This window comes from Streptomyces sp. NPDC045968, from assembly GCF_056430475.1.
The window spans coordinates 701245-724960 of the sequence record NZ_JBWKLF010000002.1; the positions used below are offsets into that span (position 1 = coordinate 701245).

Here is a 23716-nt window from a genome sequence, read left to right on the forward strand (position 1 = left end):
CGGCACGGCGTACCGGCTCCCGCTCCCCCGGGGGCCGGTGCGCCATGGCCGACGGTACGGGGTACCGGCTCCCGCTCACGCTCCCGCGGGGGCCGGTCCCGTGCTGGCCCTGATGGTCAACTCGGGCGTCAGGAGCTCGACTTCGTCGGAGCCACGGCCCGCGAGCTTGGCCACGACCTGCTCGACCGCCCGTCGGCCCATCTCCTGTGCCGGTATGGCGACCGAGGTGAGTCGCACCGATGCCTGGGCGGCCACCTGGTCGGGGCAGATGGCGACGACCGACACGTCCTCCGGCACGGCCCGGCCCTGCTGTTGCAGCAGGTTGAGCAGCGGCTCGACGGCGGCCTCGTTCTGCACGATGAACCCGGTGGTGCCCGGCCGCTCGTCGAAGATGCGGGCCAGTGTGCCGGCCATCGCCGCGTACCCGCCCTCGCAGGGCCGGTGCAGCACCCGGACGCCCGATGCGCGGGCCTGCGCCCGGACGCCGTCCACCGTCCGCTCGGCAAAACCGGTGTGCCGCTCGTACACGGCCGCGGCCTCACCGATCACGGCGAGTTCGCGGTGTCCGAGACCGGCGAGGTGGTCCACACACAGTGCCCCGGTCGCCTCGAAGTCGAGGTCCACGCAGGTCAGCCCCGCCGTGTCCGCGGGCAGCCCGATGAGCACGGCGGCCCGGCCGGTCTCCCGGAGCAGGGGCAGCCGCTCGTCCTGGAGCTCGACGTCCATCAGGATCATGGCGTCCGCGAGGGAGCTCCCGGCGATCCGCCGTACGGCCGCGGGACCCTCTTCCCCGGTGAGGAGGAGGACGTCGTAGCCGTGGGTGCGGGCGGTGGTGGCGACGGCGATGGCGATCTCCATCATCACGGGCACGTACATGTCGGTGCGCAGGGGCACCATCAGCGCGATGATGTTGGACCGGCTGCTGGCGAGGGCCCGGGCGCCCGCGTTGGGGTGGTAGCCGAGCTGCTGGATGCTCTGTTCCACCCGCTCGCGCGTGGAGGCCGAGATCGAGCGCTTCCCGCTGAGGACGTAGCTCACCGTGCTCGCGGAGACTCCGGCGTGCTGGGCGACCTCGGCAAGCGTGACCATTCAGCTCTCCATTGCGGGACGACGAATGACGGAATATTCGAAGCGCTTCGACAAACTGTCTCAGCGAACCTTGACCTTCTGACATGCATAGTTACCTTGGAGCCTAGAGCCCTGCACTCGGCCTGTCCAGAGAGCCATCGAAGCGCTTCGATGGCGCGCTGTCCCACCGCCCCTGCCGGGCGGGCCCGCCGGGGGCGGGGACGCGCACGCAAGGGACGCTCAGTAGTCGCCGCCGACGGCGAAAAGGTTGCCGGGCAAGCCGGCCGCACTTCCCGCGCGCTTCCCCCCGCGTTCCCTCAGACGGCGCCGGGCGGCAGACCGGCCCGGCGCGCGTGGAGTTCGGATCGTAGGAGCTCCAGCAGTCGGCCCATCCAGTCACGCCCCGTCTGTTCGCTGAGTGCCCGGACCACGGGGCGCCCGCTCACCCCTCCAGCAGGACGGGGAAGGACTCCATGTCGTTCTGCGTCATCACCGGCAGCTTACGGATCTCCTCGTCCGCCACCGCGAGCCGCAGCCGGGGGAAGCGCCCGAACAGCGCGGGCAGCGCGATGCCCGCCTCCACCCGGGACAGTGCGGCTCCGGGACAGATGTGCGGGCCGTGCCCGAACGTCATGTGGCGGATGGGGGTGGCCCTGGTGATGTCGAAGGCGTCGGCGTCGGCCCCGTGCTGCACGGTGTCGCGGCCGATGGCCCGGTAGGAGATGACCACGCCCTCCCCCTTCGCGATCACGTCGTCGCCCACCTGGATGTCCTCCGTCGCGAAGCGCATCAGCAGGTGCGTGGTGGGGGTGTCCCAGCGCAGCGTTTCCTCGATCACCGTCTCCCAGGAGACCTCGCCGTCCAGCACCCTCCGCAACTGGCCGGGGTGGGCGAGCAGCGCCCGTACGGCGTTGAGGATCAGCCCGATCGTGGTCTCGTGCCCGGCGGCCACCATCGCCTTGAGGCTACCGACCACCTCTTCCTCGGTGAGCGGCTCGCCGCCCTCGTCGGCGAGGATGAGCGCGGTGGTGAGGTCGTCGGTGGGCCGGGCCGCCTTCTCCCGCACCAGCCGCGTGTAGAAGACATCCAGCTCGGCGAGCAGGGCGAGCCGTTCCTCCTGCGGGGTGAGCATGGAGAAGAACGCCTTGTACCGCTGGGTCAGCATGGCGTGCTCGGCCTCGTCCACGCCCATGAGCAGGCCGACCACCCGCATGGGCAGCGGCTGGGCGAACACGCTCTTGAGGTCGACCGTGGCACCGTCCTTGCCCCGCGCGGCGAGTTCGTCCAGCAGCGCCTCGGTGAACCTCTCGATGTCCGGACGCATCTCTTCCAGCCGACGCGGCGTGAGCGCCTGGGACGTCTTGGTCCGCAGCCGCCGGTGCTCCGCCCCGTCCACGGTGAACATGGAACGCCCGGCGTCGATCATGCCGATCAGCGGCCAGGCACGCGTCACCTCACCGCTCCGCCAGAGCTCCCAGGCGTCGAGGTCCTTCACCAGCCGGGGGTCGAGGAGCAGGCTGCGCGCCTCGGCGTGACGGGTGACGGTCCAGGCCGGCACACCGAGCAGTTCGATCCGCGCCAGCGGCCCGGCGTCCCGCAGCCGTTCGGTCTCACCGTCGAGGTCCTGCACCAGGGGATCGATGACCACGGCGGCATGGGGGCACTTCACAACGAGTCTCCTGTCGGACGTACGGGGGTGAAGCGGACGGGAAGCGACGTCATCCCGCGCAGAAAGGCGGAGGGACGCCGTACGAGATCCTCGGCGGCGACGGCCAGTTCGAGGTCGGGCAGCCGGTCGAGAAGCACTTCGATGCCGGTACGGGCGATGATCTCGGCGATCTCCTGCGCGGGGAACGGGCAGCGGTACTCGCCATGGCTGAAGGCGAGATGCGCACTGTTCCCGCCCTGCCCCGACAGGCTTCCCGTCGCGGAGAGCTGCTGACGCATGTGCGGGTCGGCGCTGGCCGCGCCCAGCCCGAGCAGGAGCATGTCCCCGGCCCTGATGGACCGGCCGCCGAGCCGGGTCTCCCTGGCCGCCCAGCGCCCGGCCAGGATCTGGGTGGGGCCGTCCTCCCAGAGCACCTCGTTCATGGCCTCGGCGACGCTGCGCCGGCCACCCGCGAGCGCGTCGGCGAACTCGTCGTCGGTGAGCATCAGCCGCATGGAGTTGCCGATCCAGTCGGCCGTGGTCAGATGCCCGGCGGCCGTGATGGCCATCAGATCGAGTACGTACTCCTCGTCGGTGAACGCCTCGGCGTGGGCCAGCATCCGGGAGGTCACGTCATCCCCCGGGTCGGCCCGCCGAGCGGCCAGCAGCCGCCGCATGTGCTCCCCGAACCGGACATGCGCCTCCTGCGCCCCCGGCCCGCCGTCGGCCAGTTCCTTCAGCACCTGGGCGATCCGCAGCCCCTCCTCGTCCGGGAACCCGATGAGGCGCGCGAGGACGAGCACGGGCAGGGGCTCCGCGAAGTCGGAGATCAGATCGGCGCTCCCGGCGCGGCAGACGTCGTCGATCAGCCGGTCGGCCAACTGCTCGCAGTGCGCGCGCAGTTCGTGCGGTCGCACGCCCTCCAGCGCGGGCCCCACCATGTCGGCGTGCCGCTGGTGCTCGGCACCGGCGGTGAAGTAGATGGACGGCATGGGCCGCCCGACCATCGGCAGCAACGGCCAGTCCTCGGGCAGACTGCCCCACTGGTTCCACAGCCCGGCGTCCCGGGGGAACAACGCGCCGTCGCTCGTGACCTGATGAAGCTCCCGGTAGCCGATGACCAGCCAGGCCGGGACTCCCCCCGTCAACTCCACGGGCACAACGGCCCCGTGATCACGACGCATGGATCGGTAGAGGGCCTGGGGTTCGGTCTGGAACCCGGGACCGCTGAGCGCGACGGCGGTCGCCCCGGAAGGCACGGGGCAGCCGCCACCGGAGCGGGAAGAGGGGTGCGTCATCGTCCTGACTCCTGTGGCGGAAGCTTCACGCCGTCGCGATCATGCGATCAACGCGGCCCCACTATAGGGAGGTTGAGCGTGGTCTGGACCATCAATCGCGTGCGGAATCGTTCCTGAGTGCACACAGAGGGACAGCGTCCACTCACTCGGTCGCTCCCGTCAGGCCTCGGGCCGCACGGCGTCCGGATGCAGGACCCGGGCGAGGAACGCCTTGGTCCTGGGGTGTTCCGGCCGGGCCAGTACATCCTCCGGGGCGCCCTGCTCGACCACGCGGCCGTCGTCCATGAAGACCACCCGGTCCGCCACGTCACGGGCGAAGCCCATCTCGTGGGTGACGACCATCATCGTCATGCCCTCGTCGGCCAGGGTGCGCATGACCCCCAGGACATCGCCCACCAGTTCGGGGTCGAGCGCACTGGTCGGCTCGTCGAAGAGCATCAGCCCGGGACCCATCGACAGGGCCCGCGCGATGGCCACACGCTGCTGCTGCCCACCGGAGAGCTGGGAGGGGAAGCTGTCCTCGCGGTCGGCCAGGCCGACTTTGGCGAGGTTCTCCCGGGCGACGCGGCCGGCTTCCTCCCTGCCTCGCCCGAGAACCCGGCGCTGGGCGATCGTCAGGTTGTCCAGGACGTTCAGATGAGGGAAGAGGTTGAACTGCTGGAAGACCATGCCGATCCGTCGGCGCATCGCGTCCAGATCGATGTCCGGATCGGTCATGTCGACACCGCCGACCGTGACCGTTCCGCTGGTCGGTTCCTCCAGCAGATTCACACAGCGGAGCAGGGTCGACTTCCCCGACCCCGAGGGGCCGACGACACACACGACCTCGCCCGGCGCGACCGTGAAGTCGATTCCGCGCAGCACCTCGACGTCGCCGAACGACTTGTGCAGCCCCTGGATCTCGATCGCCGCGGCGATGTCCGCCATCCCGTGATCACCTTGCCTGTGCATGACGGGCCTCAAGGCGCCGTACGAGATAGCCGAGCGGAACAGTGACCAGGAGGTAGCAGAGGCCCGCGACGAAGATGGGGGTGGTGTTGGCCGTCGTGCTGGCCAGGTCACGCCCGAACTTGGTGAGTTCACGCTGCTGGAGCGTGACCCCCAGGAAGAGCACCAGCGAGGAGTCCTTGAAAAGCAGGACCAGTTCGTTGGTGAGCGGCGGCACGATGATCCGGAAGGCCTGAGGGATCACGATCGACCGCATCGCGGTGGCGTGCGACATCCCCAGGGTGCGGGCCGCCTCCAGCTGGCCGCGCGGTACGGCCTGGATGCCCGCCCGGATGGTCTCCGCCATGTACGCGGCGGACACCAGACCGAGGGCGCAGGCGACCTGCCCGTACGTCTCCCCGGGGAAAACGATCCCCGGGAAGGCGAGCGGCACGCCCACCCCCACGAAGATGAAGATCAGCAGCGCGGGCAGGCCGCGGAAGAACTCGATGTACGCCATCGCGAGCCAGCGGTAGGGCGCGACGGACGACAGCCTCATCAGCGCGACGACGAGGCCCAGGACGAGCCCGACGCCGAAGCCGGTCAGCGTGTACACCATGGTGTTCAGCAGCGCGACCGTGATGAGTTCGGGGAAGAGCCGCTGGGCCACCGACGGGTCCAGGAACTGCTCCTGGAGCTGGCGCCAGTCCGCCAGCGCGCCCACGGCCACCACGGCGATCACGAAGACGGCGTACTGCGCCCCGCGGGAGATACGGCGCCGGCGGCGCGGCGACATCCGGGGCCGCGCAGCCGTCTCCTCCCGGTCCTTGCCGTTGATCAGGGTGGTCACTGGGCGTCGACACCCTTCGGCATGGGCCCGATCCACTGCTCGTACAGCTTCTTGTATGTGCCGTCGGCCTTCGCGTCCTTGATGGCCTTGTCGATCGCCGCGAGCAGCTTGGGGTTGCCACCCTTGCGGACCGCGAAGCCGTACTGCTCACCGGTTTCGAGATTGCCCACGATCTCGAACTTCGCCGAGTTGGCGGAGTCCTTGAGCCAGTTCTGCACGACCGGGTAGTCCTGCACGATGACATCCACCTGGCCGGTACGCAGACCGTTGAGCTCCGCGTCGGAGCTCTCGAAGGACTGCGGGTCGGCACCGTGCTCACGGGCGAAGTCCTCGCCGGTGGTGGAGGACTGGGAACCGAGCTTGAGCTTCTGCGCGGTGATGTCCTCGACCGACGCCGCCTTGACGCCCTTGCGGGCCAACAGGGCCTGGGTGGCGTCGAAGTACGGGACGGAGAAGTCCAGATTCGCCTTGCGCTCGTCGGTGATCGTCATGCCGGCGGCGGCCACGTCGCAGACACTCGCGTTGAGGTCGGCGCCGGTCTTGATCGTCTCGAACGACTTGTCCACCACGACCTGCTTCACACCCAGGTCCTCCGCGACCAGGTCGATCATCGCGACGTCGAAGCCGACGACCTCTCCGTCCTTCTCGGACTGGAAGGGTGCGTACGGCAGATGCGTACAGGTGGTTATCTGGCCGGACTTGACCAACTTCGCGCCCTTGACGGTCGCTCCGTCATCGCTGCTGCTACAAGCACTGAGCGGAAGAGCCAGCGCGACGGCCGCGCAGACCGCGGCGATCCGGCGGGAGGGCAGGCGGGACGAGCTCATGGCGGTTCCCCTTGCGCACGAAGGACGGACTCGCGGATCAACGCCGAGCCGCGATCAAAGTCCGCACAGAATGTCGGAGCACCGGGCGAAAGTCCACCCTGCCCTGGTGGTTGGGGACTTCGTCCCGCTTCACTTGCTCCTCCCCGGGCGGTTCAGGGAGCCTGAACAGTCCCGGAAAGCGGGGAGCGAGCCAGGGCTTGCGGCCCCCGGCGAGAATGCGGCCCCGAGGCGATGGCCGCCACCGGGTTGCGGCGGCCCAGCGCCATCGGGAGAGAACGTGGGCTCGATGTGGATCGTGCAGTCCGGGCGGGCCGGCGGCTGCGATGCCACCGATACGGCTCCGTCGGCAAAGGTCATGCCGAAGCGGGTCATCCGGCAAGTGCTGCTGGTCTTGCCCGGCCAGCCGCCGGTTTTCGGCCTCGACGGCAGCCTGATGGGCCCCCCGACACAAGGTCGGTCGTGTCATACACCCGAGCAGAGCAACGGGTAGCACCGACAATTGTCCTGACCTGCCCATTTCGCCTTGATCTCGATCGCCCCCCGCACTCCGGCGTCAGCGCCGGATCGCGACGATCTCCACCCGTGCGTTCATTGCTCGCAGTTGATGGACGGCCTGGAGCAGCGACACCTGGGCAAAGGCGAACAGCGAGTTCACGGTGATGTCCTGACCGACCTTCAGCAGAATCGCGTAGACAAGGGTGACAGCACCCAGGTCCTCCTGGACGGGATGGTTGGGGTTGTGCTCGGCAAGGGCAGCAAGAAACTTCGCCCGTACCTGTGGATCATTGCGCAGCACCTCGACAGCCACCCGGCCTTGCGCGAAGAGGTGGTTGAGAGGGGCAGTTTTGTCCCTTGCCTGCTTGACGCAGATGAGCTGGTTTCGCGGCCCAAGGACGTCACAGATCTCCAGGCCACCACCGCGGAACTTCGGGGTGACGATGCTCTTTTTGTCGAAGAGGGTGTAGCCCTTCTGCTTGGCAACGTCGATGTTGTACGCGCCCTCGCCCCCCTTGGACCAGGAGGGCAGCGTGACGCTCGGCTGACGCTCCAACAGTTCGCTGAGCTCCTCCTCGATGGACGTGAGGTAGTCGGCGCCGATCTCGTACCAGCGGCCCTGGCAGTAGAAGTAGCGCCCCGCACCCATGGGCACGTCAGCCATCAGCCAGCGATGGCCTGAGGTCTTGCCGCTGGCGGGCAGCTCGCAATCCGCATCGCTGAACAACTGCACCCGAACGTCCTTAAGTGCCTTCAGGCGGCTCCCCGCAGGACGCTCATGGACAAAGGCCAGGAGGTCCTTCAGTTCCAAGTCCTGTGACTGCTTGGATCGGGAGCCCTTAGTGATCCGATAGGTCTGCGCGCCCGCGTAGTTGTCCAGACACTCACTGGGAACGCTGACAGCAAGGCGAAGGCACAAGCTGTCTGCAAGAAGCTCTTCCAGCCGGGCCTCCAGCCGCTGCACTATCTCGTGCTTCCCCTTCAGCGCACGTATGCGGTCAATGAAGTCGAGCTCGGGCAAGGGGTCAGGGCGGGCACACACTTCCTCGATCGCGTGCAGATCGTTGAGGAAGGTCGCCGGGCTGGTCCCCAGCGGAAGTTGGATGGTGCTGTCACTGCTGACCACTCGTACAGTACGGCGCTTCTCACCGTCGATGTACGTCAGAGGAAGTGTCGATACCATCCCGCTGATCTTGGTGATGATTGCCCCGACCCGCTCGATGCCGAAGTCGCCGATACGTTCACCGCGAGCAGTAGCGTTCTCGTCAGTACGTCCGCGGGCGTCCATGATCTGCCGGCGCACAAGAAGAATGTGGTCGTCGTCGAGGCAGCGCGTGGCGAACTCGAGTCCGAAATCGGCGTCGAGACGGAACGGATCGATCATGTGATGGCCCACTCCGTAGGTAAGGGCGTACACCGCTCGCTCCGTACGCACAAGTACCAGTCCCGCTGCGGCGTGGTTCGCCTCCTGTACGGAGATGCCCGTCAGCCTTTCCACCACGGCACACCAGTCGGCTCGGCCACGTGTGATGGTGCCGGACACGACAAGCCCTTCGATGCCATCGTGCTCGAAGGTATGGGTGCTGTACCCTTCGCGCTGCAGGTGGTGTTCCAGGACTAGTTCACGGAGATCGAGTCCCGGTCCTTCAGGGGTCTTGAGCCGGTACACGGAGCACTTACGGGTATCGGGGACGGGCTTCTCGGTCTGCGGCTTCTGCGGCAATGCCATGGGTGATGCCTTTCACGCTGAGGAATCGGTGCATGTTCTGATCAGCTGCCAAGGGCAAGGGCTGTCGGCGGCCGGCACGGCGCCCGAAGCATCGGTGACGGTGACTTCGCCCCGGCTCGCCAGCCGTGTCCAAGCGGCCCCTCCCGCTTGTCGAAGAGGTTTCTCGTCGCTTGTCACGGCGGTGATGGCATTGCAGAGGTCGACGGTGAAGGCGCTGCGCCGACCGGTCAGCTGACCTTCGTCCATTCCTGGCACCGCTGGGTCTGGAAGTACTCGCCCTTGTTGAGGGTCACGCGCCCCGGTCCGTCCAGGTTGTTGTTGGCGATGATCGCGTCGAACTCACCGCTGGCGTCCTTGAGCCGGGCCCAGTAGCAGCCGAACGCTCCGTCACTGCCGCCGGTCTTGTACGTCCCTGCCGCGATGTCCTCACCGACCAGGTACTCCCCGTCCCCCCTGAAGGTGCTCACAGGACCGGCCTCCTTCGTCTTCTTCGGCTTGGCCGTCACCGTCTTGGTCACCGTCGGCGTGGGAGCAGCTTTGGCTGTCTTGGTCACGGTCACCGTCGGACCCGGCTTCGCGGTGGCGTCGGCCTGGCCGCCCGCTTCAGCGTCTCCGCTGGAGCCGATGCCCGTGCCGATGAGCAGGGCGACGAAGGCGACCGCGCCGTGCGTGAGCCATGCCTTGCCGCGCGAGGGCTTGCGCGGCGCGGGGGCCGGCGGGGCCGGGACGCCGTACTGGGGTGCGCTGTACGGTCCGGGGCCCTGATACTGCGGAGTGTTCATGGCGTGCTCCAAGTAGGCTCGGTGATGGGTGAGTTCGGGATGCCCCCGCCGGAACGACGGGCCGGGCTGGTGCGGCGCGTGTCGGACCCGTTGCTACTGGCCGCGGATCCTGCGCCCCGCCTCGGTGCCGGGGTAGAGGATCGCGTCGGCGACCCGCCCGCCGGAGTCCTTGACTCCGCCGCTGAAGCTGAGCCGTCCCGTGGCGCTCGCCTTCGCCGCGACGCCGTCCCAGTAGCGGGGCTCGCGGTCCCACTGGATGTCGGCGAGGAGCCGGTACAGGTCCTCGGGGCCCAGCGCGTTCATCGGGTCGGCCCACGGGGTGGTCTGGTGCACGACGATGCCGAGGCCCGCGAGTACGGCCGGCGCGGTGATGGCACTGCGCGAGGCGAAGTGCGGGAAGTGGTCGGAGATCAGCCGGGCCAACGTGGGGACGACATTCCCCTCCACGTGCTCGGCGTTCGCCCCGGAGGGGAGCTCGTCCTCGTGGACGGTCTCCGCCGAGCGGGTCAGTCCGGCGCGCCCGTAGATCGCGGTGATGACGAGAGCACGCAGTGCGGAGAGCGTGATGACCTCCGGGTCGGTCTTGCCGACCTGCCGCTTGCTGGCGTTGACGAGCTTCGTGAACGGTACGAGTTTGTCGTCGACTTCGACCTTGACGGAGTCGGCGAGTCGGTGCGCGAGACGGGTAGCGAAGTCCCGCTGATCCATGGACATGGCCAGGTTCTTGGCGACGACGACGCCCTGCACATTGCGGTCGTAGAAGATCTGACGGGCATCGGCGACGGACAGGTCCACGTACAGCTCGAAGGGGACGCGGATGTGGGCGAGTTCGGCGTAGGTGAGCCCAAACCGCTCGGGGTCGTCGTAGAGCTCGTGCCAGGCCGTCGTCTGCGTCTCGCCGTCGATGGCGACGACGCAGGTGCCGGGGGTGATGGTCAACGTCCGCAGTCCGGTGCCGGGCAGCAGCTCGTCGCTGAGGGCGGCGAGCGGGCCCGCGTGCCAGAACGTGATCGGCGGCGTGGACCAGCCGGCACCCAGCTCCCCCTTCACGCCGTCGGCGATGTACTCGGCGTACGAGCCGACGTTCTTCCCCTTCTGCGTGGACTTCAGCGCACGCTGCACCAGGGCCCGCAGCTCGGCATGGCGCCGTACCGCGCCGGACGCGGCCTTGAGCGTCTTGGTGTCCTCCTCGCGGCGGGGCGAGGGGACGAGCTGGACGAGGGTCGCCACGGACATGGTCCCGATCACGGCGTCCGCCCGGAACGGCATGACGGTGAGCTGGGTTCCTTCGACGACCGTGGTCGGCAGGGTGATGTGCATGAGGCGTCTCCCTCGGGATCAGAGGAGCGGCACACGTCTGGGCACCGCGTCGCAAGGTGTGGGGAACAGGCACGCCGAAGACTTTCGCCGTGACGAGCGCCGCCAACCAGAAGCTCCACCAGATAAGCATCGCCATGAAAGCACTGTCAAACGCCTTGAGGGATTTGACTCGCGCTGTACAGTGTTTACTGTTCACTCCCGAGAGGCCCAGGAACCCATGCCCCAGCCATCAGCTCAGGTGACCGCCGCCGAGATCTCCCGAATCGCGGGGGTCACGCGTGCCACTGTCAGCAACTGGCGCCGTCGGCACGACGACTTCCCGGCCCCGTCCGGCGGCACCGACAGCAGTCCGCTATACGACCTGGAAGCGGTACGGATGTGGCTGGAGGCGCGCGGCCAGTCGTCCGCCGCAACACCGTCCGAGGAGCTGCGCACCGTACTGCGGCTCCACGGGTCGGGGTCCGGCGTCGCAGGCCGCTTGTTCCCTCTCGTCCTGGCGGCCTCACGCCGCAGCGCGGACGAGCTCACCGTGCTTGACGGCCTGCCCGACTCCGACGTCATCGCGCAGGCCGACAGCGCTGCGGCCGAGCTGGCCGGCTCGGTCCCGGAGGCCGAGGCCGTCCGTTTCCGTCCGGACGACGTCAGCGCTCTCCGCGCCCTGATTCGCTGCGTACACAAGGAAGGTGCGCAGAGCACGCTCGATGTCCTCGCCGAACGCGAACTGGACGACACAGCCTCCAGCGGCACCTATCAGACGCCTCCGGGACTCGCGGACCTCATGGCACGGCTCCTGCCGGATCACACAGCGCGCGTCCTCGATCCGGCGTGCGGCAGCGGCAGCCTGCTCGCGGCAGCGGCCCGTCGGGGAGCGACAGAGTTGTACGGCCAGGACTCACTGCCCGTACAGGCTCAGCGCAGTGCGGTACGCCTGCTGCTGTCGGCACCGGATGCGCAGGTCACCGTACGCGCGGGCGACTCCCTGCGCGCCGACGCCTTCCCTGAACTGAGGGTGGGCGGCGTTCTCTGCAATCCGCCGTACGGCGATCGCGACTGGGGCCACGAGGAGCTCTCATACGACCAGCGGTGGGCTTACGGGGTGCCGCCGCGGATCGAATCGGAGCTGGCCTGGACGCAGCACGCACTGGCGCACCTGGAGCCGGGCGGCTACGCGGTGATCCTGCTACCGCCGGCGACGGCCGCACGCACCTCCGGCCGTCGCATCCGTGCCGAGCTCGTACGCAGCGGCGCGCTGCGTGCCGTCGTCGGTCTGCCCGTCGGCGCTTCCGCTCCGCTGCACATCGGCCTGCACCTGTGGGTTCTTCAGCGCCCGGAGCCGGGTGGCGCGGAGAGTGCGTCCGTGCTGTTCTTGGACGTGAGCGGGGACCAGCGCGAAAGCGCTGCGAGCTCGCCGCAGGCTACACACTCCCGTCTGCGACCCCGCCGTGCCGGTGTGGACTGGAGCAGTGTGTCGGACGAGGTCCTGGCCCATTGGACCGCGTACAGGGGGGATCCGGAATCCTTCACCGATACACCCGGCGCGGCGCGCGCCGTCCCGACCATCGATCTCGTCGACGACCTCGTCGATCTCACTCCGGCCCGACAGGTGCGGGCCGCACCCGTCGACATCGATCCGGCTGAGGTGGCAGAGCGCGCGGAGGAACGGCGCAAGCTGCTCGTCACGTCCCTCACCGCGCTGGAGAGCGCGGCGGATTTCGGGCCGTGGAAGTCAGCAGTCACAGAGTCCGTATGGGCGTGGCGTACGGCTACGGTCTCCGATCTCGCCCGAGGAGGCGCGCTCTCCTTGCTGCGGGCGGCCGTCCCCGGCAGCCGTGGGGACACCCGCGGCGAGAGCCCGGACACGGGCGGCAGGGAACGCCCGGTGCTCACCGCGTCCGACATCAGAAGCGGCGCCAGCCCCTCGGGCTCGGCGGAGGACCTGCGTACCGATGCGGCGCACACCGTCGCCACGGGTGATGTTCTCGTACGAGGTGTAGCCGGCGGCAACGGAATGATGGCCCGCGTCGCGGACGAGGCGGACGCCGAAGCCCTGCTCGGCCACCACATCCACCTGCTGCGGCCGGACCCGACACGGCTCGACCCCTGGTTCCTCGCAGGGTTCCTCGGAGCCGAGGACAACATCGCCGGAGCCTCCACGGGCAGCACCATCCTGCAGGTCGCGCCCGGCAGGCTGCGCGTACCGCTGCTTCCGCTGGAGGAGCAGCGACGGTACGGGGCCGCGTTCCGACGCGCACACGAACTACGCGCCGCAGCCCGCCGTACGGCCGCACTCGGCGAGGAGACGGCACGCGCGCTGCTCACCGGTCTGACGGCCGGAGCGCTGCTCCCACCGCCGGAGAGCCCGTTGGCTTGAACGGCAACGGCATCTCCACATATCGACCACACTGGATCGCAACCGTCCCAAGCGGGCCGGGGCCATCGAAGGGAACGCGTTGAACAGCAGTAAGCACACGGAACTGGCGAACCATGCCTGGTCCGTCGCCGACCTCCTGCGCGGCGATTACAAGCAGTCCGACTACGGCAAGGTCATCCTGCCGTTCACGGTGCTGCGCCGCCTGGAGTGCGTCCTTGAGCCGACGCGCGACAAGGTCATCGAGGTCGTCGCCGAACTCGAAGGCCAGGAGGTCGACAAGGGGCGCTTCCTGCGCAGGGCGTCGGGCCACTCCTTCTACAACACGACGTCGCTCACGTTGAAGAAGATCGCCCACGATGCACAGAACGCCGCGCAGAACCTCCAGCTCTACGTCGCGGGCTTCTCGGACAACGCCCGCGAGGTCCTGGAGAAGTACGACTTCAACCAGCAGATCAAGAAGCTGGAATCGGCGAAGCTGCTGTACGACGTCATCGGCCGGTTCACCGACCTGGACCTGCGTCCCGAGGTCGTGCCCAACCACAACATGGGGTACATCTTCGAGGACTTGATCCGCCGCTTCTCCGAGCAGTCGAACGAGACCGCGGGCGAGCACTTCACTCCGCGCGAGGTCATCAAACTGATGGTCAACCTCCTCGTCGCCCCCGACGCGGACGCCCTGACCCTGCCCGGCTCGGTACGCACGGTGATGGACCCGGCCTGTGGCACGGGCGGGATGCTCAGCGCCGCCGAGGACCACGTCAAGTCGCTCAACAAGAATGCCCGGGTGAAGGTGTATGGGCAGGAGCTCAACCCCGAGTCCTGGGCGATCTGCCGTTCCGACCTGATGATCAAGGGCCAGGACCCGGAGAACATCGTTCTCGGCAACTCCTTCTCGGACGATGGCCATGCGGGCCAGACGTTCGACTACATCCTCGCCAACCCGCCGTTCGGCGTGGACTGGAAGAAGGTCAAGGACGACGTCGAGACGGAGTACGAAACGCTCGGCGACTCCGGCCGCTTCGGCGCCGGCCTGCCCCGCATCAATGACGGCTCGCTTCTCTTCCTCCAGCACATGATCTCGAAGATGAAGCCGGTGGACGTGAGCGGTGGGGGCGGCTCACGCGTCGCCATCGTCTTCAACGGTTCGCCGTTGTTCAGTGGTGCCGCCGAGTCCGGCGAATCCAACATCCGCCGGTGGATCCTGGAGAACGACTGGCTGGAGGCGATTGTCGCCCTCCCGGACCAGCTGTTCTACAACACCGGTATCTCCACGTACTTCTGGATCCTGACAAACAGGAAGTCAGCCGACCACAAGGGCAAGGTTGTCCTGCTGGACGCGCGCGGCTCATGGCTCAAGATGCGCAAGTCGCTCGGCGACAAGCGCAAGGAACTGGGTGACGGCACGGGGAACCGCCCGAACCACATCGGCGACATCACGAAGCTGTACGGGGAGGCGCTGCACGTCGCCGCTGACCCGGAGCACGCGGAGCACGGCAAGGTGAAGGTCTTCCGGAATGAGGACTTCGGCTACCACCGCATCACGGTCGAACGCCCGCTGAAGCTGCGGTTCGAGCTGACGGACGAGACCCTGGCCGCGCTCATCGCCTCCAAGCCGGTCCAGAAGTGGGCCGAGGAGCGGGCGCTTCCGCAGCACCCGGAGCTGGCCGCGGTGGTCAAGGCCCGCCGCAAGCTGACGGACGAGGAGGCGGCGCGGGTCCAGGAGTTGGTGGACGCCGAGGCGGCGGTGTTCGCGGAGGCGCTGCGGCCGTTGATCGGTACGTCGTGGCCGACGAAGTCGGAGGCGACGGTCGCGCTCAAGGACGCGGTGATCGAAGCCGGCCTGCTGTGGCCGAGCGGAGCGCCGTTCGCGAAGGCGGTCAGGGACACGGTGGGAGTGCGTGACCCCGAGGGCGAACTCCAGAAGCTCAAGGGCGGTGCTCCGGAGCCGGACACGGAGATGCGGGACTACGAGAACGTTCCGCTGGACGAGGACGTGGAGGACTACCTCAAGCGAGAGGTACACCCGCATGTCGCGGACGCGTGGATCGACCACACGAAGACGAAGGTCGGCTACGAGATCCCGTTCACCCGTCACTTCTACGTGTATGAGCCGCCGAGGCCGCTGGCGGAGATCGACGCGGAGTTGAAATCGCTTGAGGCGGAGATCCAGGCGCTGCTGGGCGAGGTGACGGAATGACCCTCTGGAGCCACGTTCGCCTGAAGAATCTTTGCGTAGATGCGGGACAATACGGACTGAACACAGCGGCTGAGAACTACGCTGAGTCGGGGAAACGGCTACTCCGCACAACGGACATCAGCAGCGGCACGCTCACTCCGGCAGAACAGGGTGTGTTCGTATCAGACATCCCCGAGGAGAGATTCGCGCTGCATGAAGGCGACCTCCTACTCTCGCGGAGCGGCACCCCTCCTGGGCAGTCATACCTGGTCCGCGCCGCGGACGAAGGCACAACATTTGCCGGGTATCTAGTTCGGTTCCGTCCTCGCCAGGATGTAGACCATCGATTCCTCGCCTATGTGGCCCGGAGCGCCCCATTCCAGCACACCATTCACTCCGAATCGGTCGCCTCAACAATCCAAAACTTCAACGCTGAGCGGTACGCAAACATCGGCTTCGATGTCCCCGATTCGGACGAGCAGCGCCGCCTCGCCGACTTCCTCGACACCGAGACCTCCCGCATCGACTGCCTCACGTCCATGCGGGCCCTACAGGCTCAGCTCCTTGAGGACCATCGCCTGAGTCGGCTCTCCGAACTCACCGAAAGGCTCAAAGAGCGATTCGGCAGCATCCGCCTGCGGCACATGCTGATGCGAATTGAGCAAGGTTGGTCCCCGCAGTGTGAGGACCGAATGGTGGCAGATGCGGAATGGGGGGTAGTCAAGGCCGGTTGCGTCAACTCTGGCCAGTTCGATCCGGACCAGCACAAGGCACTTCCCTCCGGCATGGAACCGCGCCGTGAGTACAAGCTCCGGCAGGGAGACCTGCTCATGTCGCGCGCCAGTGGCTCAACTGACCTCATTGGCAGTGTCGGCATCGTGCGAAACATTAGCCACAACTTGCTGCTGTGCGACAAGGTCTACCGGCTGAAGCTTGACCACACACGTAGCCAGGCAGATTTCGTGGCACACATGCTCCGAAGCCATCAGGCCCGAGAGCACATCAAGAACGGAATTTCCGGCGCGGCCGGCATGGCGAACAACCTTCCAACCAGCGTCGTCAAGGACTGTGTGATCCCGAAGGTGCCTGTAGGCGATCAAGGTGCTGTCGTGGCTGCCCTTGACCTGGATGCTGAGTCGACCGCGCGGGCCCGCGCGGTTCTAAGCGGATCCATTCGCCTCCTCGCCGAGCGCCGCCAAGCCCTCATCACCGCCGCCGTAACCGGCCAGTTCGACGTCTCCACCGCCTCCGGTCGAGGAGTTGACTCGCCATGACCACCGAGCCCGAGCGCTCCTCCCACCCCGTCCCCTTCGTCACCCGCGTCCGCATCGCGAACTACAAGTCCGTCGCCACCTGCGACGTAGCTCTCGGCCCCCTCACCGTCCTCGCCGGATACAACGCCGCCGGAAAGTCCAACTTCCTCGATGCGATCCGCTTCGTTCGCGATGCTCTGGAACACTCACCGGCCAAGGCGCTGGCCGCGCGCGGTGGGCTCGACCGGGTGCTGTTCCGGTCGCCCGAGCGAGAGGGGGTTGAGCAGGCGGCTTCCTTCTCGATCTGCCTGGACCTCCAGCTCGTACCCGAACAGGGCGACGATCTCCCTCGCCCCGCGCTCTATGCCATCGAGATTGGCAGGGACCCGTCCGGCGAGGGGGCTCACACCATCCTGCGCGAGGAGAGCCGGCTACAGCTCGCCGACGACACGACGGAGTCCTTCGTCCTCACCCCGGACGGTCTTGACTCCACCGAGGGCCTCGATGTGTCGCGCCGCGCCCTGACCGGCCGACGTGACCGCCTGTTCCTTTCGGCCGCCGCGCTGCAAGGGCCGTTCTTCTCCGTCGAGACCGCCCTCCTCAACACGGCTTTCTACGAGCTGGACTCAGCAGCGCTGCGAGCGATCGACGACGAGGCATCCCGGCACTCCCGACTCGGCCCGGCCGGGGAACACATCGGGCATGTGCTGGGACTGATGGCTGACGAGTACCCGTTGCTGAAGGAGGAGACTGACTCCTCCCTGCGGGCCGTCGTTCCGGCTTCTCTCGGCGTGGACGAGCGGCGCGAGGGAAACTTCTCCTCGCTTCAGGCCCGATTCTGGACGGCGGATCAGACCAACCCCCTGCCGTACTGGGAAGCGGTCAATTCAGGTGCTGTCGCCGCTGGTGACCCGCATGTGCAGGTGTTCCACCAGCAACAGCTCTCCGAAGGCACGGTGCGAGCGGCAGGCGTGCTGACGGCACTCTTCCAGCCCGATGCCGCCAACGGGACCATCCCGCTGCTTGCCATCGAGGAGCCGGAGCTGGCGATCCACCCGTCAAAGGCGGGGGCGCTCTTCGAGGCGGCGGAGAGTGCTTCTCTCCGCACTCAGGTCATCGTGACCACGCAGAGCTCCGACTTCCTGGACGACGAGCACGTCCGGCCCGAGCACCTGCGCATGGTGGAGATGGCGGGTGGAGTGACGTACGTCGGTGAACTCGACGAACACACCCGCCGCTACCTGAAGGAACGCCCCGACATGCTCCCCGAGCTCCATCGCAAGGAACAACTGCGTCCCGCTCAGCTGGCTCGGGGCACCCGGTGAATACTCCGTCCGCCAGGCCCCGACGGATCGTCACCATCGTCGAAGGGCACGGCGAGGTCCAGGCCCTGCCGGTACTCCTCTGGCGTCTCCACAGTGAACTGGCTCCCGAGGTCTGGCTGGACTTACCGCGCCCCTTCCGTGTCGGCCGGGATTCCCTGCTCGTCGAGCGCGGAATCGAAGACGCGGTCGACGCAGCGCTGTCGACCGCACAGGACGTAGAAGGATTACTCGTGCTCTTCGACTCCGACGACGACTGTCCGGCCACGCTCGGCCCCGCGCTCCGCGAGCGGATCGAACGTGCCCGTCCCGGATTGCCGACAGCCGTGGTCCTGGCGCACCGGGAGTACGAGTCCTGGTTTCTCGCCGCTACCCCGTCATTGCGCGGAGTCCAGGGAATGGCCGGTGACCTGGATTCGCCGCCGCGTCCCGAGGACATCCGCGGCTGCAAGGAGTGGCTGACCCGGCACCGTCCAGCCGGCCGACCCTACAAGCCCAAGGAACATCAGCCGGGCTTGACCATGGCCTTCGACATCGCCATGGCTCGCGCCAACTCACCCTCCTTCGACAAGTTCTGCCGAGACGTCGCCTATCTTCTGACCGGAAAACGGGGAGCATAGTCATGGCCGTTCACCATGAGTCCGCCTTCGGCGACGCCATAGTCGCCTCTATGTCCGAGCGCGGCTGGCGCGAGGCGAGTCCGAAGGACTATCAGGCAGACCTCGGCCTGGACACCAACGAGTTGTTCACTTTCATCGGCGAGACCCAGGGTGACGCGTGGCACGACCTCGTCGACACCTACTACCACCGTGACCAGAACGACGCCCAGCGCGGTTTCGCCAAGCGGCTCGGCCAAGCCCTCGCCGATCCCAAGCGGGGCGTCATCGACGTGCTGCGCAACGGGGTCAAGGACCAGGGCGTCCTGATCCGCGTCGCCTACTTCAAGCCGAACCTCGTCGCGGACGACTCCGTGCTCGATGGTTACCGGGCCAACCGCCTCACGGTCGTACGTGAGCTGAAGTACGCGACCAAGCGCGCCGACAAGGACAACGAGCTCGACCTGGCCCTGTTCCTGAACGGAATCCCGCTCGCCACAGCCGAGTTGAAGAATCCGCTCACCCGGCAAGGGGTCGAGGACGCCAAGGCCCAGTACCGCACGAAGCGAGACGCCACTGAGCTGATCTTCCAGCACCGCGTAGTCGCAAACTTCGCGGTCGACCCGGACCTCGTCTTCGTCACCACCCGACTGCGCGGTGAGAAGACCCAGTTCCTGCCCTTCAACACCGGCTCCGCGGGCCCCGGCCGGCCGGGCGGCGCCGGAAACCCGGCGCCGAGCGCGCCGGGCACGTACTCCACCTCGTACCTGTGGGAGCAGGTGTGGCAGCGGGACAACTGGCTCGACCTGCTCCACCGGTTCGTGCACGTCCACAAGGAGAAGACGCCGGGGGGCGGCAGCACAAAGAAGACGATCTTCCCGCGCTACCAGCAGTGGGACGCAGTCAAAAAGCTCACCACGCATGCCGCCGCGCACGGCGCAGGGCACAACTACCTGGTCATGGCCTCCGCCGGCTCCGGCAAGTCGAACACCATCGGCTGGCTCGCCCACCGCCTCAGTGACCTGCACACGCCCACCGATCCGCGCGAGTTGGCCACCGAAGCACTAGCCTCGGGTGTGCGCCCCGGCGAGCCGGTCTTCGACAAGGTCATCGTCATCACCGACCGCCGCAACCTCGACTCGCAGCTCCGCGAGACGATCGGTGGCTTCTCACAGACCGCGGGACTCGTCGTGAAGATCGACGAGCAGTACGGGGCAAAGGGCGCCCAGTTGGCGAAGGCGCTCTCCCGGGACACCGGCAAGATCGTCACAGTCACCCTGCACTCCTTCCCGGCGCTGCTCGACTACGTCAAGCGCAACCCCACCGAGATCCAGGGCTCCAACTTCGCGATCATCGTGGACGAAGCGCACTCCTCGCAGTCCGGCGGCGCCGCCACCGACGTACGGAAAGCCCTCCGCGACCTCGGTCTGGACTCCGACTCCGACGACCCGGGTTCCACGGAGGCACAGGCGGAAGAGCCCGCCCTCACCCTTCAGGAACAGTTGAAGCAGGAGGCCAAGAACCGCTCCATGGCCTCGAACCTCTCCTACTTCGCGTTCACTGCCACCCCCAAGGACAAGACGCTCCAGCTCTTCGGCACGCTCCAGGACGTCGAGGGCGAGGCGAAGTTCCGGCCGTTCCACACCTACTCGATGCGGCAGGCGATCGAGGAGGGGTTCATCCTCGATCCGCTGCGCAACTACGTCACGTACGAGACGTACTGGAAGCTCGTCAACAAGAACCCCGACGAGGTGGAGGTCGACCCGACCAAGGCGAACCCGCTGCTCGCCCGGTACGCGCTGACGCACGAGTACACCGTCGCCCAGCACGCGCAGGTGATCGTCGAGCACTTCGTCGCGCACACCCGCGGCCGGCTGGGAGGTCGCGCCAAGTCGATGGTGGTGACCGCTTCGCGGCAGTCTGCCGTACAGATGGCCCGTGCTATCAAGAGCTACCTCGCAGACCGCGGGTACGACACCAAGTATCCGGAGCTCGGAGTTCTCGTCGCCTTCTCCGGCTCGCTCACGATCGACGGCGACGAGACGACCGAGCCGAAGGAGAACGGCGGGATCGCGGAGAGCGCGCTACCGAAGGCGTTCGCGTACACCCGCGCCGATGACAAGGCGATCCGCTCCGGCGGGAAGGGCCAGCAGGAGTACCGGATTCTCGTCGTCGCAGAGAAGTATCAGACCGGCTTCGACCAGCCGCTCCTCACCACGATGTACGTCAACAAGACACTCAGCGGCATCGCGGCCGTACAGACCTTGTCCCGGCTCAACCGGACCGCCGAACGCAAGGCCCAGGCGGACCTCGCGGTGCTGGACTTCGTCAACAAGGCCGAGGACATCCAGGATGCCTTCCGCCCGTACTTCGAGGAGGCGATGACCCTCCCCTCCGACCCGAACCTCCTTTACCAGGCGCAGAGTAGGGTCATGTCCGCTCCCATTCTCGCGGCGAAGGAGATGGACGAGTTCGCCGAGGCGTACTTCGAGGCCCAGGAGAAGGCGGCCGGCTCACAGGCCAAATGGGAGAAGCTGCACGCCGAGCTCTACCGGCTGCTCTCCCCCGCCGTCGCCCGCTTCACCGCCCTCCAGGCGAGCGACGACGAGGACGATAAGCAGACCGCCGAGGACTTCCGCGCCGACCTCAACGACTACGTCCGCAAGTACGGCTTCCTCGCACAGATCGTCCCGTACCAAGACGCCGAGCTTGAGCGGCTGCACCTGTACGGCCGCCACCTCCTCAACCGGCTGCCGCGCAGGGCGGACGGAGGGGTGGACATCGGAGAGGTCGACCTCAGTCACCTCCGGGTGGAGGAGACCGGCAAGCACGATGTCAGCCTCTCCCCCGAGGGTCCGACGACCATGCCGGGCTTCGGCGACGGAACGGGGGGAGCCCAGGAGCCGGAGAAGTCTCTGCTGTCCGAACTGATCGACCGGTTCAACAGCAAGTTCGGCACCGACTTCACCGAGCAGGACCTGCTGCCCGCCTTCAATGCCGCCGTGGCGGACTCCGAGGTACGCCGGGTGGCCGTCGTGAACGACGAGGCGAACTTCGGCGAAGTCTTCGACGAGGTCTTTGCCGACAAGGTGGAGGAGCACGTGGGCCTCATCACCGACCTCGGCAAGCGGTACTTCGCGCCGGACAAGGGTTTCCAGTCCTCCCTCAACCGAAGCGCGCGTCGTGCGGCGTGGCGGATGATCCGCCGCGAGGAAGGTGTGGACGACGCGGCGTGACGTACGCGTGGGACCTGTCGCCGGTGGTGGGCGGCAGGTCCCGCGTTGTTGCGTACGGCTCAAATCGGCTGGTCTGTCGCCAGCCCGACGAACCCGGCCCACGCATGGGGGGTGACGGTCAGAACCGGACCAGCGGCCGTCTTCGAGTCCCGGATGTGTACGGCTCCGGGGGCGGCGGACACCTCCACGCACTGACCACCCTCGGCGCCGCTGTAACTGCTCTTGACCCAGGCGAGTTCCGGAACGGCAACCGAGGGTTCTGCGGTGTTCATAGCTCTCCCAGCAACTTCTCGACGTATCCCAGGGTCTCTCGCGGAGTGAGAGCCTGGGACCGGATGATCCCATAGCGCGCCGCGGCCAGACGGACCTCTTCGCGATCTGTCAGCAGGCTGCTCCGGCCTTGGACTTCCATGTACGTGAGATGCTCTCCACCTTTGCGCGTGATCACGGTGAATGGGCCGTCCACCCCGGCGTTGTCCTCACGGTCGAGCGGCATGACCTGGATCTCCACATTTCGATTCTGGCCAATGAGGAGAAGTTGTTCGAGTTGGCCTCGCAGCACGGGCTTTCCGCCAAGGCACCTTCGTACAACTGACTCCTCTAGAACGAAGCTCAGCAGTGGTGCAGGCCAGCGGCTGAAGATTCCCTGCCGAGCGAGACGTGCTGTCACTCGAAGCTCGATCGTCTCCTCGTCCAGCAACGGGCGACGCATCGCGAGCAACGCCCGCGTGTATTCCTCCGTCTGCAACAGCCCGTTGACTACGTGGGTGTCGTACACGCACAACTCGACGGCCTCAGCCTCAAGCCGCGCCATGTCCCGGAAGAACGCCGGATACTGCGCCCGCGCCAACTCCTCCTTCAACGCCGTGAGCAAACCCCCGGCGTCCAGCACCTCATCCGCCCGGTCGATGAACTTCGGCGGCGGAATCCGCCGCCCCTGTTCGAACGAGGCAACCGACTGCGCCGCGTACCCCACCCGCTTGCCGAACTCCGCCCGGTCCAGTCCCGCCCGCACCCGCAGCAGCTTCAACTGCCTCCCGAACGCGGTCACCACACCCGAGCCCGGCTCGTCCTCCGGACGAGGCCCGGCGTCATCCCGTACGCCCGGCTCGCCCCGCTCGCCCAGCCCCATCGGCTCCGAAGAGTCCATCGGCCTCACCACCTCACCGGCCCAACGCCGCGCCCCGGAGATCGTCACGCGGCGTGCCACGTACACACCGCGCGCCATCGCGTACAACGAGCACTCGACGGCGCGTCACCGCTGGTCACGCTACGCCACCGAGCGTCACCGTGAAGGCATGACGAGCAAGCAGCCACTCCCCGTACGCCCCACCCGCACCGCCCAACCCCTGTTCCCCTGGCACCACTTCACGATGCGCTTCAGCTCCACCCCACGCGGCGCCCGTCTCGCCCGACGCCTGGCCGGCGAACGCCTCCACGCCTGGGGCATCCCCTACGCGAGCGATGCCCATGACGTGCTGACGCTGATCGTGGCGGAGCTCAGCGCGAACGCCGTACGCCACGGGCACGTACCCGGACGTGACTTCCGCCTTCGGCTGTCCGCAGAGGGCTCGGCTGTTCGCGTGGAGGTCACCGACACGCGCGGTGAACGCACCCCCGTGCTCGCCGAACCGTCGGACGATCTGGACGGAGGTCGCGGCCTGCTCCTGGTGGCCGCACTCACCGACCGCTGGGGCTGGTATCCGTGCATCGACGGGCCCGGCAAGACGGTGTGGGCGACATTCACCTTGACCGGTCACCTCGAAGCACACTGCGTCACCGGCGACGGCTGCAGTCCGCCGGCCGAGTCGTAGGTCG

18 protein-coding genes are annotated in these 23716 nt (G+C 67.4%); 7 read left to right on the forward strand and 11 right to left on the reverse strand.

The genetic code is table 11. The annotated features are described in order from the left end of the window. Positions 1-75: 75 nt before the first annotated feature. The 9 genes from AC07FA_RS08745 to AC07FA_RS08785 form a co-directional block, all read right to left on the reverse strand. Positions 76-1089, reverse strand: a complete 1014-nt coding sequence (locus AC07FA_RS08745) for a LacI family DNA-binding transcriptional regulator (RefSeq protein ID WP_479074067.1) — start codon at positions 1087-1089, stop codon at positions 76-78. A 421-nt stretch (positions 1090-1510) separates the two neighbouring features. After that, positions 1511-2737: a cytochrome P450 family protein gene (locus AC07FA_RS08750; RefSeq protein ID WP_479074069.1), complete on the reverse strand. Its 1227-nt coding sequence runs from the start codon at positions 2735-2737 to the stop codon at positions 1511-1513. Beyond that, entirely contained in the window at positions 2734-4014 is a 1281-nt protein-coding gene (locus tag AC07FA_RS08755; protein ID WP_479074071.1) for a cytochrome P450, read from the reverse strand. The genes AC07FA_RS08750 and AC07FA_RS08755 overlap by 4 nt, the downstream gene beginning before the upstream one ends. A 159-nt stretch (positions 4015-4173) precedes the next feature. After that, complete coding sequence (locus tag AC07FA_RS08760) at positions 4174-4941, reverse strand: amino acid ABC transporter ATP-binding protein (RefSeq protein ID WP_479074072.1); 768 nt, start codon at positions 4939-4941, stop codon at positions 4174-4176. Between the two features lie 7 nt (positions 4942-4948). Then, on the reverse strand, positions 4949-5737 hold the full coding sequence (locus AC07FA_RS08765) for an amino acid ABC transporter permease (RefSeq protein ID WP_479074265.1): 789 nt from the start codon (positions 5735-5737) through the stop codon (positions 4949-4951). A gap of 50 nt (positions 5738-5787) precedes the next feature. Next, positions 5788-6618: an ABC transporter substrate-binding protein gene (locus AC07FA_RS08770; protein WP_479074074.1), complete on the reverse strand. Its 831-nt coding sequence runs from the start codon at positions 6616-6618 to the stop codon at positions 5788-5790. A gap of 553 nt (positions 6619-7171) precedes the next feature. Continuing rightward, positions 7172-8842, reverse strand: coding sequence for a DUF6119 family protein (locus AC07FA_RS08775; protein WP_479074076.1), 1671 nt, complete (start codon positions 8840-8842; stop codon positions 7172-7174). Between the two features lie 227 nt (positions 8843-9069). Continuing rightward, positions 9070-9624: a hypothetical protein gene (locus AC07FA_RS08780; protein ID WP_479074077.1), complete on the reverse strand. Its 555-nt coding sequence runs from the start codon at positions 9622-9624 to the stop codon at positions 9070-9072. Between the two features lie 93 nt (positions 9625-9717). Then, positions 9718-10944, reverse strand: a complete 1227-nt coding sequence (locus AC07FA_RS08785; RefSeq protein ID WP_479074078.1) for a DNA sulfur modification protein DndB — start codon at positions 10942-10944, stop codon at positions 9718-9720. 217 nt (positions 10945-11161) lie between these two features. On the opposite strand from AC07FA_RS08785, the gene AC07FA_RS08790 reads away from it, so the two are divergent. The 6 genes from AC07FA_RS08790 (at position 11162) to AC07FA_RS08815 (ending at position 21898) form a co-directional block, all read left to right on the forward strand. After that, on the forward strand, positions 11162-13315 hold the full coding sequence (locus tag AC07FA_RS08790; protein WP_479074080.1) for an N-6 DNA methylase: 2154 nt from the start codon (positions 11162-11164) through the stop codon (positions 13313-13315). A gap of 79 nt (positions 13316-13394) precedes the next feature. Further along, complete coding sequence (locus AC07FA_RS08795) at positions 13395-15512, forward strand: type I restriction-modification system subunit M (protein ID WP_479074081.1); 2118 nt, start codon at positions 13395-13397, stop codon at positions 15510-15512. Then, positions 15509-16765 (forward strand): restriction endonuclease subunit S, encoded by a 1257-nt coding sequence (locus AC07FA_RS08800; RefSeq protein ID WP_479074083.1) that lies wholly within the window; start codon positions 15509-15511, stop codon positions 16763-16765. Before AC07FA_RS08795 ends, AC07FA_RS08800 begins: the two co-directional genes overlap by 4 nt. After that, complete coding sequence (locus tag AC07FA_RS08805; protein ID WP_479074084.1) at positions 16762-18069, forward strand: AAA family ATPase; 1308 nt, start codon at positions 16762-16764, stop codon at positions 18067-18069. The genes AC07FA_RS08800 and AC07FA_RS08805 overlap by 4 nt, the downstream gene beginning before the upstream one ends. Further along, positions 18066-18686: a DUF4276 family protein gene (locus AC07FA_RS08810; protein WP_479074085.1), complete on the forward strand. Its 621-nt coding sequence runs from the start codon at positions 18066-18068 to the stop codon at positions 18684-18686. The genes AC07FA_RS08805 and AC07FA_RS08810 overlap by 4 nt, the downstream gene beginning before the upstream one ends. Positions 18687-18688: 2 nt before the next feature. Beyond that, positions 18689-21898: a type I restriction endonuclease subunit R gene (locus tag AC07FA_RS08815; protein WP_479074087.1), complete on the forward strand. Its 3210-nt coding sequence runs from the start codon at positions 18689-18691 to the stop codon at positions 21896-21898. 59 nt (positions 21899-21957) lie between these two features. On the opposite strand, the gene AC07FA_RS08820 is transcribed toward AC07FA_RS08815, so the two are convergent. Both AC07FA_RS08820 and AC07FA_RS08825 read right to left on the reverse strand, forming a co-directional pair. Further along, the gene (locus tag AC07FA_RS08820; RefSeq protein ID WP_479074088.1) at positions 21958-22170 is read right to left on the reverse strand and encodes a DUF397 domain-containing protein; all 213 of its coding nucleotides are present in this window, start codon (positions 22168-22170) and stop codon (positions 21958-21960) included. Further along, positions 22167-23030, reverse strand: coding sequence for a helix-turn-helix domain-containing protein (locus AC07FA_RS08825; protein WP_479074266.1), 864 nt, complete (start codon positions 23028-23030; stop codon positions 22167-22169). Before AC07FA_RS08825 ends, AC07FA_RS08820 begins: the two co-directional genes overlap by 4 nt. 166 nt (positions 23031-23196) lie before the next feature. Between AC07FA_RS08825 and AC07FA_RS08830 the strand changes: the two genes are divergently transcribed. After that, positions 23197-23712, forward strand: a complete 516-nt coding sequence (locus AC07FA_RS08830; protein ID WP_479074090.1) for an ATP-binding protein — start codon at positions 23197-23199, stop codon at positions 23710-23712. Positions 23713-23716: the final 4 nt, after the last annotated feature.

What these genes read in the sequence shown, in the direction of transcription:
- AC07FA_RS08745 (WP_479074067.1), bottom strand. Translation starts at nt 1,089, where the DNA reads ATGGTCACGCTTGCCGAGGTCGCCCAGCACGCCGGAGTCTCCGCGAGC.
- AC07FA_RS08755 (WP_479074071.1), bottom strand. Translation starts at nt 4,014, where the DNA reads ATGACGCACCCCTCTTCCCGCTCCGGTGGCGGCTGCCCCGTGCCTTCC.
- AC07FA_RS08760 (WP_479074072.1), bottom strand. Translation starts at nt 4,941, where the DNA reads ATGGCGGACATCGCCGCGGCGATCGAGATCCAGGGGCTGCACAAGTCG.
- AC07FA_RS08765 (WP_479074265.1), bottom strand. Translation starts at nt 5,737, where the DNA reads ATGTCGCCGCGCCGCCGGCGCCGTATCTCCCGCGGGGCGCAGTACGCC.
- AC07FA_RS08770 (WP_479074074.1), bottom strand. Translation starts at nt 6,618, where the DNA reads ATGAGCTCGTCCCGCCTGCCCTCCCGCCGGATCGCCGCGGTCTGCGCG.
- AC07FA_RS08775 (WP_479074076.1), bottom strand. Translation starts at nt 8,842, where the DNA reads ATGGCATTGCCGCAGAAGCCGCAGACCGAGAAGCCCGTCCCCGATACC.
- AC07FA_RS08780 (WP_479074077.1), bottom strand. Translation starts at nt 9,624, where the DNA reads ATGAACACTCCGCAGTATCAGGGCCCCGGACCGTACAGCGCACCCCAG.
- AC07FA_RS08785 (WP_479074078.1), bottom strand. Translation starts at nt 10,944, where the DNA reads ATGCACATCACCCTGCCGACCACGGTCGTCGAAGGAACCCAGCTCACC.
- AC07FA_RS08790 (WP_479074080.1), top strand. Translation starts at nt 11,162, where the DNA reads ATGCCCCAGCCATCAGCTCAGGTGACCGCCGCCGAGATCTCCCGAATC.
- AC07FA_RS08800 (WP_479074083.1), top strand. Translation starts at nt 15,509, where the DNA reads ATGACCCTCTGGAGCCACGTTCGCCTGAAGAATCTTTGCGTAGATGCG.
- AC07FA_RS08805 (WP_479074084.1), top strand. Translation starts at nt 16,762, where the DNA reads ATGACCACCGAGCCCGAGCGCTCCTCCCACCCCGTCCCCTTCGTCACC.
- AC07FA_RS08815 (WP_479074087.1), top strand. Translation starts at nt 18,689, where the DNA reads ATGGCCGTTCACCATGAGTCCGCCTTCGGCGACGCCATAGTCGCCTCT.
- AC07FA_RS08820 (WP_479074088.1), bottom strand. Translation starts at nt 22,170, where the DNA reads ATGAACACCGCAGAACCCTCGGTTGCCGTTCCGGAACTCGCCTGGGTC.
- AC07FA_RS08825 (WP_479074266.1), bottom strand. Translation starts at nt 23,030, where the DNA reads ATGGGGCTGGGCGAGCGGGGCGAGCCGGGCGTACGGGATGACGCCGGG.
- AC07FA_RS08830 (WP_479074090.1), top strand. Translation starts at nt 23,197, where the DNA reads ATGACGAGCAAGCAGCCACTCCCCGTACGCCCCACCCGCACCGCCCAA.